At 45.0% G+C, this 12,430-nt stretch carries 7 protein-coding genes and 1 pseudogene; 4 read left to right on the top strand and 4 right to left on the bottom strand.

The genetic code is table 11. The features are described 5' to 3' along the window. Positions 1-21: 21 nt before the first annotated feature. The gene (gene cra, locus AB4167_RS02430; RefSeq protein ID WP_029222703.1) at positions 22-1,026 is read right to left on the bottom strand and encodes a catabolite repressor/activator; all 1,005 of its coding nucleotides are present in this window, start codon (positions 1,024-1,026) and stop codon (positions 22-24) included. A 385-nt stretch (positions 1,027-1,411) separates the two neighbouring features. Between cra and fruB the strand changes: the two genes are divergently transcribed. Genes fruB through fruA form a run of 3 tightly spaced genes read left to right on the top strand, consistent with a single transcriptional unit; the run spans position 1,412 to position 5,290 of the window. After that, on the top strand, positions 1,412-2,545 hold the full coding sequence (gene fruB / locus AB4167_RS02425) for a fused PTS fructose transporter subunit IIA/HPr protein (protein WP_048608700.1): 1,134 nt from the start codon (positions 1,412-1,414) through the stop codon (positions 2,543-2,545). Between the two features lie 9 nt (positions 2,546-2,554). After that, entirely contained in the window at positions 2,555-3,532 is a 978-nt protein-coding gene (gene pfkB / locus AB4167_RS02420; RefSeq protein WP_372136075.1) for a 1-phosphofructokinase, read from the top strand. Between the two features lie 15 nt (positions 3,533-3,547). Continuing rightward, positions 3,548-5,290 carry a PTS fructose transporter subunit IIBC gene (gene fruA / locus AB4167_RS02415; protein ID WP_372136074.1) on the top strand — a complete coding sequence of 581 codons (1,743 nt, stop codon included), beginning with the start codon at positions 3,548-3,550 and terminating at the stop codon, positions 5,288-5,290. A 165-nt stretch (positions 5,291-5,455) separates the two neighbouring features. Here fruA and AB4167_RS02410 read toward each other — a convergent pair whose 3' ends face one another. The 3 genes and pseudogenes from AB4167_RS02410 to yghU form a co-directional block, all read right to left on the bottom strand. Then, complete coding sequence (locus AB4167_RS02410; RefSeq protein ID WP_017060873.1) at positions 5,456-5,779, bottom strand: DOPA 4,5-dioxygenase family protein; 324 nt, start codon at positions 5,777-5,779, stop codon at positions 5,456-5,458. Positions 5,780-5,983: 204 nt separating this feature from the next. Further along, a pseudogene (locus AB4167_RS02405) lies at positions 5,984-10,470 on the bottom strand (SslE/AcfD family lipoprotein zinc metalloprotease). Between the two features lie 276 nt (positions 10,471-10,746). Beyond that, positions 10,747-11,604, bottom strand: a complete 858-nt coding sequence (yghU, locus tag AB4167_RS02400; RefSeq protein ID WP_102332906.1) for a glutathione-dependent disulfide-bond oxidoreductase — start codon at positions 11,602-11,604, stop codon at positions 10,747-10,749. A 284-nt stretch (positions 11,605-11,888) separates the two neighbouring features. On the opposite strand from yghU, the gene AB4167_RS02395 reads away from it, so the two are divergent. Next, positions 11,889-12,233, top strand: coding sequence for a YajD family HNH nuclease (locus AB4167_RS02395; protein ID WP_017060876.1), 345 nt, complete (start codon positions 11,889-11,891; stop codon positions 12,231-12,233). Positions 12,234-12,430 lie beyond the last annotated feature (197 nt).

Here is a 12,430-nt window from a genome sequence, read left to right as displayed (position 1 = left end):
ATTAGCCTAATATAACCGCGTTTAGCCTCGTTTCACTAAGCTTCTTGGCACGAGTTCAATGCCAGCTTGGTAACGCTTAGCCGATGCATTCAGCGCCAAAGCAAAAGCGCTGTCGGCAATTACTTCAAACTGCTGAGGCAGTGAATGGACTTTAAAAGGCAAGAAGTCGAGCAGTCGGTTATCACCAAAGGTTGCCAGTTTTACTTGATTAATCAGCTCTGGCTTTTCAACCATCACATCCAACACACCCTCTAACAAAGTGTAAGACATAGTCACAATCGCATCAGGCACCGTGCCTTTGGCAATCCAACCCTCAAAAATCTCGCGCCCTGATTCTCTATCAAAGTGTTCTCCATAACCCACTACCATCGGCTTGTTTTCTGCTAGCCTTGTTTGTTGAGTATGTGCTTTATTCGCCGCTTCAAAACCCAGCTGACGTTCACGTGAAATGTTCAGGTCAGGTAACGCACCGATCAAGCCAACACTATGAATGCTGTCATCGAGAATCGAGTGGGTCAGTTCAAATGCAGCCTCGAAATCTTCACTGATCACGCAAGCAAAGTGCTCATCGTCTAACGGACGGTCAATCGCAATTACTGGGGTACCTGAGTTTTGCAGTTTCAAGTAGAACTCGTTGGCGTCTGGCATTGAGCTCGCCACCAGCAAAGCATCAATACGACGACTGACCAAAGCTTCAGCGACCTTTCGCTCGGTTTCAGCGTCATCATCTGAACAGCCAATCAAAATCTGATAGCCCACTTTACGTGAGTTCTGCTCTATCAGTTTTGCTAAACGCGCATAACTGCTGTTTTCCAGATCAGGAATAATCAAACCAAATGAACGGCTATTACCAGCACGCAGCGACGAAGCAGCATGGTCTGGTCGGTAGTTATACTCTTCCACAACCGCCATGACTTTCTGCTGAGTCTTTTCACTGATTCTATATTTCTGCGCCTTGCCGTTGATGACATAACTGGCCGTGGTTTTCGATACTCCAGCCAATTTAGCAATTTCATCAAGTGTCATATGGGTGACCTGTATTTTGTGCGTAGGATCATATAACCAATGATCTGATCCTCGGATTAGTTGAATTATATGCTGAATCGATTCAGTATGAAAGCTGAAAGGATTCAGCAAAATCTGAAAAGTGACTTCAATCATCCTTTTGAATGGATTGAGCGTCATTTGTTGTGATTCAACTTCTCGTTATTAAAGAAACTGAAATTACGACACGCAGCAAAACTATTTTGAAAACCAAAATCGGCTTTACTGAATTTTTTTACACCGAATGCTGAACCGATTCAGCTAAAGTAAAACAAAGAGCAAAGCAAAGAGTAAAGTTCACTAATTCTTGCTCTAGACTGAATCGTAGCGATACACAAATTCTCAAGCGATACGCTAAAGAGGCACCATGCTTAAATTATCAAAATCTGACATCACTCTAGGCCAAACTGCCGAAGACAAATTCAAAGCTATCCAAAACATTGCTGGCGACCTGACCGCGAAAGGCTTAGTTGACTCTGGCTACGTTGAAGGAATGCTGAACCGTGAAAACCAGAACTCTACGTTCCTAGGTAACGGCATCGCGATTCCTCACGGAACGACGGATACTCGTGGCCTAGTAAAAGAGACAGGCGTTGCGGTACACCACTTCCCTGAAGGTATTGATTGGGCAGACGGCAACCGTGTTTACGTAGCAATTGGTATTGCAGCGAAATCTGACGAGCACTTAGGCATTCTTAAGCAACTAACAAAGGTTCTAGCGGCAGACGGTGTTGAAGAGAAATTAAAGCAAGCTAAATCAGAAGACGAAATCATCGCCCTACTTAACGGCGAAGTTCAGCTAGAAGCCGACCTAGACGCTTCTTTAGTTCAGCTACTGTTCCCTGCGAGCGACATGATTCAAATGTCTGCCGTTGCGGGTGGCCTACTTAAGAACACAGGTTGCACAGACAACGCATTCGTTGCTGACCTAGTAACAAAAACACCAACTCACCTAGGCCAAGGCCTGTGGTTGTTGGGCAGCGACAAAGGCGTAACACGCACTGGCGTATCTTTCGTTTCAACAGCGAACCATTGTGAATACGAAGGCACACCAGTGAAAGCATTAGTCGCATTCGCAGCTTGTAACAGCGCGCACCAATCTATTCTGGCAAACCTAAGCAAGATGGTTTTCGAAGGTAAACAGCAACAACTGTTAACAGCTGACGCAGCGCAAGTGATTGGCCTTCTGAAAGGTGAAGCGGTTTCTACAGCGTCTCAAGACGATGACAACTGCGCAGTATTCAAAATCAAAAACGCACACGGCCTGCACGCTCGTCCGGGCGCAATGCTAGTCGCTGAAGCGAAGAAGTTTGAATCAACAATCCGCGTGTCAAACCTAGATGGCGACGGAAAAGAAGTGAACGCGAAGAGCTTGATGAAAGTGATCGCTCTTGGCGTTAAACACGGCCACCAGCTTCAGTTTGTTGCTGAAGGTGAAGACGCAGCACAAGCACTTGAATCGATTGGCAAAGCTATCGCTTCAGGCCTTGGCGAAGGTTAAGGAGTCGATATGTCTGATAAACAAATCAAAGCCGTTACTGTAACGCTTAACCCTGCTCTAGACCTGACAGGTGCTATCGACGCACTTAACGTGGGGTCAGTGAGCCTAGTAAACAAAGGCTCTTTGCACGCAGCGGGCAAAGGCGTAAACGTCGCAAAAGTTCTTTCAGAGCTTGGCGCGAAAGTGACCGTAACAGGTTTCCTTGGTCGCAATAACGAAGAAGCGTTCTGCCAACTGTTTGAACAGATGGGCGCAGCTGACCGCTTCATCCGTGTTGATGGCGCAACTCGCATTAACGTGAAATTGGTAGAGAATTCAGGCCAAGTAAGCGACATCAACTTCCCAGGTGTTCCTGTTGATGCTGACGCGATTAAAGCGTTCGAAGAAACCCTATTAGAACTTGCTGAAACGCACGATTATTTCGTCATTGCAGGCAGCTTGCCACAAGGCGTATCACCAGAGCTTTGCGCTTCTTGGGTACAACGCTTGCGTGACCTAGGTAAAAAGGTGCTGTTCGACAGCAGCCGTGACGCACTTAAAGCCGGTATCAATGCACAGCCTTGGTTAATTAAACCAAACGATGAAGAGCTTTCTCAGCTGTTCAATGCAGAACTAACCACACGCGACCAATGCCAACACGCAGGCCAAGCCCTCAGTGAAAAAGGCATCGAGAACATCGTGGTGTCACTTGGCGCTGAAGGCGTGATGTGGCTAAACCAAGGTGAATGGCTACATGCTCAACCGCCGCGCATGCAAGTGGTAAGCACGGTTGGCGCAGGCGACACATTAGTCGCTGGCCTATGTTGGGGTCACATGCAACAGATGCCAAAACCAGAACTTATTAAATTCGCAACCGCCCTATCTGCTCTAGCAGTTTCACAGGTAGGCGTGGGCATCACCAGCCAACAAGAGCTGGATTCAGTACTAAAAAATATCCAATTACAGTCGCTTAGTGCTCCAACTAGCCAGTTAGACACAAGCAAATAGGACAAAAGGTTTATTATGAATATTACCATTATCACAGCTTGCCCTAGTGGCGTAGCAAACAGCATCATCGCCGCAGGCTTGTTAGAGCAAGCGACAAAAGCACTGGGTTGGAACGCCGCTATTGAATGTCAATCAAGCGTGCTACCAGACTCAACCGTATCGCAAGACACTATCGACAGCAGCGACGTTGTGGTTATCGCAGCTAACACCAATGTTGATAAAGTGCGCTTTGTTGGCAAAAAGGTGTACCAAGCGGCTATCTCTGAATGCACTGCTGATGCAAAAGCATTCCTAGAGAAAGCGGTAGCAGAAGCAACAGTATTAGACGCTTCACAAGTTGAAAGCGCTGTTGAAGTGACTGGTACGTCACCTGCTACAGGTAGCAAAAAGATCGTAGCGATTACGGCTTGCCCAACGGGTGTTGCACATACCTTTATGGCCGCTGAAGCGCTTGAAGCTGAAGGCAAACGCCTAGGTCACCAAATCAAAGTAGAAACTCGCGGCTCTGTAGGTGCAAAAAACCAACTGACAGACCAAGAAATCGCAGACGCTGATCTAGTTATCATCGCAGCAGATATCGATGTTCCTCTGGATCGTTTTAACGGCAAAGCGCTATACAAAACCACAACAAGCCCTGCTTTGAAGAAAACAAAGCAAGAGATGGAAAAAGCATTCGCAGAAGCTAAACCATACCAACACACTGCTTCTTCAAATTCAGCACCTGCTGACGAGAAGAAAGGCGTGTACAAGCACCTAATGACGGGTGTTTCTCACATGCTTCCAGTGGTAGTTGCAGGTGGTTTGATCATTGCTCTTTCTTTCGTATTCGGTATCGAAGCGTTTAAAGAAGAAGGCACGCTGGCCGCTGCACTGATGACTATCGGTGGTGGCTCTGCATTCGCTCTGATGATTCCTGTTCTTGCTGGTTTCATTGCATTCTCAATTGCTGACCGTCCGGGTCTGGCTCCAGGTCTAATCGGCGGTATGCTGGCTAGCTCAACGGGCGCAGGTTTCCTAGGTGGTATCGCAGCAGGTTTCATTGCAGGTTACGCAGCGAAATTCATTGCCGACAAGGTTCAACTTCCACAATCCATGGAAGCCCTCAAGCCAATCCTGATCATTCCGTTTATCGCGAGTTTGTTCACTGGTCTTGTGATGGTTTACATCGTGGGTGGCCCTGTTTCTGGCGTGATGAGCGCAATGACAACTTTCCTAAACAACATGGGAACGTCTAATGCGATTCTTCTGGGTGTGATTCTAGGCGCAATGATGTGTTTCGACCTTGGTGGTCCAGTAAACAAAGCAGCTTACACATTCGGTGTTGGTCTATTGGCTTCGCAAACTTACGCACCAATGGCAGCAATCATGGCAGCAGGTATGGTTCCAGCTCTAGGTATGGGCCTTGCGACTTTCCTAGTGAAAGACAAGTTTGAAGCAGGCGAGCGTGAAGCAGGTAAAGCATCATTCGTTCTTGGCCTATGTTTCATCTCTGAAGGTGCAATCCCATTCGCAGCGAAAGATCCAATGCGTGTTATCCCAGCTTGTATGGCAGGTGGTGCACTAACAGGTGCTCTATCAATGATGTTTGGTGCACAGCTAATGGCTCCACACGGCGGTCTATTCGTACTACTGATTCCTGGCGCTATCTCTCCAGTACTTATGTACCTAGTAGCGATTGCAGCAGGTACGCTAGTAACAGGCTTTGGCTACGCAGCACTTAAAAATATGAGCGGCTCTAAAGTAACGGCAGAGGCTTAATCCCCCTACTCTGGTTAACGGTTCAGCCCGATAACCAGAGGCTCTTGATAACCGGTTTCTTGGTAAAACGGCTCCTTAAAACAAAGGCTCCTCATTTGAGGAGCCTTTTTATTGTTCATGTATTTTCCGGTCGGAATGAGTTAAGTGCAATATTGGTATATTTGATTAGCTAGTAAGCGTTTCTTCAAAGACACCCAATTCACGACCAAGCCAGATCGCTCGTACTGTGTGATCCAAAGTTTCTTCACCGCCAGTTACAGGGTGAATAAGCACCGACATATCACCGCGTTCTTGCTCAAGCCATTCAACAATGCCCGACTCTTTGTTCGCAAAGTGAATCTCAAACATTGGCATCTTATGTGGACCAACCAAACGCTGTATTAATGGGAAAACCTCTAATACATCTTTACGTTCCGCTAAAATTTTCTGACGCAGTGTTTCTGCTTGCTCTGCAAATCGCAGAGGGAAATAGATATGACCGTGGTACATGGCACCATCCTTTAGAATTATGATGTGAACAGTTTAACCTGCTTTCTCTAGCAAGGACAGTCAACCAATGGCAGCCGAAGTATTAAACATCATGTAGAAGACTGATCTAGCTGAAATTTCTAGAGCATTCCAACAAAAACGCCACACGTAGTTTCAGTGTGGCGTTTGTTTTTAAGCTATAAAATGCTTTAGCAATAATTAGCGTTAGTAAATTGAATCAACATTCAAAGGACTGTTGTTTGGTTTCTCTAGTTTTAATTGTTCAACCGCACTAAGACCTTTAGAGCTAATTCCGCCACTATAAGACTTCGTGCCATCAGTATTAGTCATGGACGTTTCGCCCACGTTCCAAACTTCAAAGAAGTCACTTAAGTCATAGTTTGAAACATAAGAAGCGCACACCATCATTAGGTCTCCACCAGAAAGCCCAGTCTCGCTAGCACTACAATAGTTCGTATTCGAGTCGCCTTCTCTATCACCTCGAGCTTTACGGTGCATAAGTTTGAACATGTTCCAACCTTCATCTTCACCATACACATCAGATTGGCTTGCGCCGCGTGTATACCAATCATCAATTGCAAAGTTCGATTTTGCCCAGATTTTTAGCTGACCAAACATAACTAATCGTAAACCTGCATCACCATGTGACCACGCATGTTCATTATTAAGCTCTAGCCATTTAGGTGCTTTCTTAATATCCGATTTAATACGATCCATTTCAGGGTTTGCATTGCGCCCCTCTAACTCCTGCATATACAACGCAAGAAGGTTATTGGTCACTTCTGTACTACCAGCCGCAAGGAAAGGAGCTGATGCTAAGTTGTGACCAACTTCATGCCACAACAACCAATCGTTCACAGGGTTGGTTGGAATGTATGTCCGATTTGCGTTAAAGCTTGAATTCATCACTGGGTAGCCAGAGTGAGCAGCGCCAATCGAAATCTGCACGTCATTCACAAAACGATGGCGGAACGCATTCAGTTCTGGATTAGTGAACCTACGGTGTAAACCAGTGCTTTGTTTCTCATCACGCCCGTAGAAGTCACTTGCCGCTTCAGCGAATCGATTCATATCTGTTGCGAATTGGTTCAAATCAGCGGATTCTAGATTCCTGATTGGTGTAGTGTAAATAAATGAACCCGTATCGATTTCTGCAATTGGTGCGTCTGCCGATTGAATAGTGTTAATCCACTGTCCCTCTTTCCACCAAGCCGCTTTTAACGCGCCATCAATGCTAAACGAGACTTCACCAAGCTCTTTTACTTTCGGTTGAATGTAAATAAGGCCACCATATGGAACCTTGAAGGTTAAGTTCGAACCATCGTAGCATAGTTAGTTTGCATACGCGGAGGGCGCTTCAAACTGGTTTCATGATTAGGCTTGCCTGTCAGATCATCCGCCATCATCACAGTGATCGTTGCAGCTACACCATTACTAATCGTCACATCTTGTAACTGAGGAGCCCATAAACCTGTCGATTGATTGTTCCCAGCCGAATACGTGACGCCCTTGCCATCTGTTTGGATAAGAACCGAACTTGACGAAGATGCTCCTGAAGTTCGACCCGGATACATTGTGGTATCAACAACGATTTCATGATCCCAGAATGAGCGCCCCACCATAATACGAGTCAGAGGTTTCTCCATGTAATTTAATGGATAGCTAGGATTCAACTGCCCAGATAACTCACCTTCGCCATGAATCATTCCATTAGCGACTAACGACGCTTTTAGGTCAACAGGACACTGTGCATCCATTGTGTCTGTTTGATGTAAGTCTTCGGTATAACAGTTAAGGAACTGAACAGCCTGCTTGAACCCCAACTCATCTTGTATGTCTGTTTCAAAATGGTATGCGTTGTCATTCCACATCCAAACAGACAGGTTATCAAACGCTTGATTCAATTCGCTGTTAGACAGACGCTTACCTTGAGTACCTTTTGTTCTATAGTAAATTTCATGCTCATAAAGCGCCGTAAAGTTAGTGCCCAAGTTCGCCGCTTTAACCATGCTACCAACAACAGCTTCACTTACTTCATAGCGATCAAAGTCTGCGCGATAATAAGCACCGCGAACAGTAACACCGTCTCCAGAACGAGTCTCAATACAGTTAAATTCATATTCATAATCGTTTGTACAAAGATCAGTTCCAACAAATGCAGATTGCAGTTCTTTGATTGCCGCTTCACGCTCTTCTGCCGATTCAACAAAGATACGTGCGGATTTTGTCTCCATGACTGGTACGCCAGACTCATCAAGCACTGGCTTCCCTTCAGCGTCTAACTTAGTAACCTCATAAGTCGGGATCTCAAACTTAATCTTGGACTCATCTTTGATCCACTCAACCGTACCATCTTGATTTACCGTGAATGGAGGCTCTCCTTGGTTATCTTGAAAACGCTCAAGAACCACTATTTCCTTTTGACTCTTCACGTGAAGATTAGGATACGGCGCTTGGCAATAATAAGAGCTACCGCAGAAAGCTTGGTTTGTCGGGGTAACGTTTTCACCACCAAGAGATACACCTACGGCATCTGCCAAGCGTCCAACAGGTTCAGGATTAGTCGTTTGAATCGCCTCCATAAACAAGATATTGCCACCGTCATTAACATAGTTAATAAGAGCCGTAATATCGTCTTGGTTTAAGTTCGGGTTATCCAAGTCAGCAACAAACTGGTTAGTCATGCCATCTTGAACCAACTTAGGTGGGTATGCCTGAAGGATCAAAATCGGCGTATTACTCGCATCCAAATCATCAAAGTCACCTGAACCACGCTTTTCTACTGACGCAAAACCATACTGAGGACTAACAAAAAACGTGTACTGCTTACCCATTGTGGAGTGGTGATAAGCCGAATAGGCTTGGTCAATATTGGTCACTGCATTCATCCCAGCAATAGGCAAACCATTATTGAACCACTCAAACAAGTTCGAGAAAAACAACCTCATGCTGCCTTGGTCATCATGTAGTAGGTTTTCAAACGTCGAAACAGTGCACTGTTGTTTGTTGCTGTCGATATGTAATGTGCGATTAGCCCAATAATTCTCTGGGCATGACAGAATACTTGGATATAAGCCATTGCCCATGAACACGACCTTACCTTTGCCTATCTCGCCTGCAGTAACGAATGGGAAACCATAAGTCGCGTTGTCTTCAGAGACTAAAGGAATCGGAGGCATCGAGATACTTCGGTGTTGTGCGATGTAAGGTTTGCCTTCACGAGTCCAAGCCTGCTTCTCACCAAAATAAAGCTGACGGTTTTTATCAGTTCTTGGCATCATCACAGGGAATGCTCTGTTCGATATGTTCAGAGCTCGCATACCACGGGTATACCCCGTCGCACCGTAAAAACTACCATTGTCATTGAAAACATGGAATGTGGTGACGTTGTGGAAGATTTGCTGCAGAGACTCCGTAACATACTGACCAGAATCCATAGATAAAACGGCAGGTTGACGAACATAATCCATAAACTGAGGCGTTTGGCGCAGCTGCTCATCGATTACTGCCGTTAACCCTTGGCTAAACTGACCAACAAACTCATTAGGAAGTTCAAAGTCTGTACCCTCTATTAATCCCCCATTTGGCAGAGTTAGGTTGATCAGTTCATTTATAACGTTAGGGTACTTTGAAAAGGTACCTTGGACTTCTTCAGATATCTCATAATGACTTACATGATCAAGCGCGTAGCGCTCTAGTAATGACTGGATATTCGCTTTCTCAACCACATTATTGGTCACATCAGACAATTTATAAGCAATCTGATTACCCGTAATGGAGCCAAACTCAAACGTATCAATACCAAAAACGATTCTGTCGCCCCACAGGTACTCAAAGATTCCCTCTTCATCCGTCACGCCCGTCGCGTTAGCCGAAAAGAAACTGATCCCAGAAATCGCTTTACCATTAGCGTCTGTAAGCTTACTGCGAGTTAACACCTTACCTTCAACACTTGGCTTATAAGCATAGGTAGACTCTGCGTCTGCAGAAACAAAACCAGCGTTAAGGTTATTGTCCGCATTAGGGTCAACCGCAGGAACAACTGTTGTGTCTACGTGTGAACTAGGAGCCTTACCTACTTCATCTGTAGACTCTTCTTCTTTCGATGAAAAGTACGCATCGACAGCATCTTGATCATCAAGCTGCGAGAACACATCCTCAATATCAAAAGCATCCAGCTCTTTTAGACAGATAGCACTTTCAGTCTCACAAACATCAATTGATTCGAGTACCTTGGTAACGTTATCTCCATGTAATTCTGTCAACTCAAATGACGCATGAAGCGCATCATTTGAAATCGTGCTTTCTGTGACTTCAGGGAGAGGAGCAGTGAAATCACCTAAAGTAAGGTGACCCAAGGTACAACTAAAACTCACGCCTTGTTTAACACTGAACGTTCCGTTTTCAAGATGAACGCCGTCACAGTATACATCTCCAGACACAAACGCCCCACTCGACAACAGTGAACCGATGTAAGTTGTTGGGGGGATAATATCTGTTGGTGGAATAATGTCAGTCGGCGGAAGAATATCCGTTGGTGGAACAATATCTGTCGGTGGAACAATATCCGTTGGTGGAATAATGTCTGTTGGAGGAGCCGTATCAGGGCCACCACTATAGCTTAGTGAGTCGTGATTACACCCTAAAAGAGCCGTGGATATGATAGCCAACGCAATTAAGTTTTTTTTCATTGAGCGAAGTTAGTCGTAATTTAAAGTGGACCGTTATCTTATAGATTTACTCCACCTCGATGACTATTGTTTTTTGTCTTAACCACAAAGACCATTACTCATAAGCGATTGAATAAGAAAAATAAAATGATAATTGAGACTCTCATTCCAATTACAAAACCTCTCCCTACCTTAAAACGGAAAAACGCCATATCTCGATTGAGATATGGCGTTTCAATTAGCCATTAACATTAAGACCGATAGGGTATATCTGCCAAAAACACGTTCAAAAAAGAACTAAGGCTTAAGCTTTAAAACTCGGTCAATGTCTTCTGCAGAATGGCGCTCTGGTACTTGCTCCCACTCTTCGCCAAATGAACGATTAACCACTCGGCCGCGTTGGAAACCTTCACGCGCTTCTAGCTGCTTCGCCCAGCGCACAACGTTGGTGTAAGACTCAACTTGTAGAAATTCGGCTGCGTCGTAAATTTTGCCAAGTACTAAGTTACCGTACCAAGGCCAAATCGCGATATCTGCAATAGACAGCTCTTCACCCGCAACGAAAGTGCTGTTAGCAAGTTGCTTGTCTAACACATCTAGTTGACGCTTAGCTTCCATTGCGAAGCGGTTAATTGGGTACTCTTGCTTTTCATCCGCGTAAGCGTAGAAGTGGCCGAAACCACCGCCTAGGAATGGTGCCGAGCCTTGTGCCCAGAACAACCAGTTAATGGTTTGCGTTCTTGCTGCCCCTTTTTTTGGTAAGAAGTGACCAAATTTTTCTGCTAGATGCATCAAGATAGATGCCGATTCGAATACATTCACGTCTTCGTCACCAGACTTGTCGACAAGTGCTGGTATTTTGGAGTTTGGATTCACGCCAACAAAGCCAGAAGAGAACTGATCAGCCTCACCGATGTTGATCAAGTACGCATCATATTCAGCTTCTTTAACACCCGCCGCTAACAACTCTTCCAGCAAGATAGTGACTTTTTGACCGTTAGGTGTGCCAAGAGAATACAATTGAAAAGCATGGTCACCAACAGGAAGCTCTTTATCAAAGCGAGCTCCAGATTCAGGACTATTGATGTTTGCCCACTTGTTACCACCAGCAGTATCGTTAACCCAAACTTTTGGCGGAGTGTATTGTTCTGACATGATATTTCCTTATTAATATAGGGTCTCACAAACTGATATTAGGTCACATGCCTGCGGTTAAAACCCCTGAATACGATTTATTTTCAAACTGTTAAGCATGGCTTATTCCAGAAAGACATAACCCGCTTAAGCGTTAGTGTGTAGAAGGTAAGTCTGTATTCAAACTTCAATCTAATATCGATAAGTCCACTGCATCATTTAGCAATGATTTTACGAACGACATACCGACAGCTTCAAGAAAGCTGTGATAAAATCGGGGTATTACAATTGATAAGGATTTGGCAATGTCTTCTGATTTCACAGGTTCGAGTGCAGCGTATGCTCGCCAAGAGAAAGGCTACCGCGAAAAAGCACTAAAACTGTACCCTTGGGTTTGTGGTAAATGTGCGCGCGAATTTGTTTACTCAAACCTCCGAGAGCTTACCGTTCACCACGTGGATCACGACCATACAAACAACCCTGAAGATGGCAGCAACTGGGAGCTACTGTGCCTGTACTGTCACGATCATGAGCATTCAAAATACACTGACCATGAGCGTTATGGTGTGGATGCAAAAGCGAGTTTAGATGATCATCAGTCAGCGACACACAACCCGTTCGCCGATCTCGCTAAGATGATGAAGAAATAACACACCTTCAGAGTAGTCTTTGGTAGATGGTAACTACTAGATAATAGATACATAACAAGTAACCCCAGTATGTCACCATACTGGGGTTTCTTTTATCTGCCGTCATAACCAAATAATAGAGTTCAGGTAGGCAGGATCAAAAAAGCCTTCCGAAGAAGGCTTTTTAAGAATCAAATCTGTCCCGTCCTGAAATGTGT

It is taken from the genome of Vibrio sp. 10N.286.49.E11 (assembly GCF_041469505.1).
GTDB classification, from domain to species: Bacteria; Pseudomonadota; Gammaproteobacteria; order Enterobacterales; family Vibrionaceae; genus Vibrio; species Vibrio crassostreae_C.
This window is presented reverse-complemented; position numbering and strand designations above follow the sequence as displayed.

What these genes read in the sequence shown, in the direction of transcription:
- yghU (WP_102332906.1), bottom strand. Translation starts at nt 11,604, where the DNA reads ATGTCAGAACAATACACTCCGCCAAAAGTTTGGGTTAACGATACTGCT.
- fruB (WP_048608700.1), top strand. Translation starts at nt 1,412, where the DNA reads ATGCTTAAATTATCAAAATCTGACATCACTCTAGGCCAAACTGCCGAA.
- pfkB (WP_372136075.1), top strand. Translation starts at nt 2,555, where the DNA reads ATGTCTGATAAACAAATCAAAGCCGTTACTGTAACGCTTAACCCTGCT.
- fruA (WP_372136074.1), top strand. Translation starts at nt 3,548, where the DNA reads ATGAATATTACCATTATCACAGCTTGCCCTAGTGGCGTAGCAAACAGC.
- cra (WP_029222703.1), bottom strand. Translation starts at nt 1,026, where the DNA reads ATGACACTTGATGAAATTGCTAAATTGGCTGGAGTATCGAAAACCACG.
- AB4167_RS02410 (WP_017060873.1), bottom strand. Translation starts at nt 5,779, where the DNA reads ATGTACCACGGTCATATCTATTTCCCTCTGCGATTTGCAGAGCAAGCA.
- AB4167_RS02395 (WP_017060876.1), top strand. Translation starts at nt 11,889, where the DNA reads ATGTCTTCTGATTTCACAGGTTCGAGTGCAGCGTATGCTCGCCAAGAG.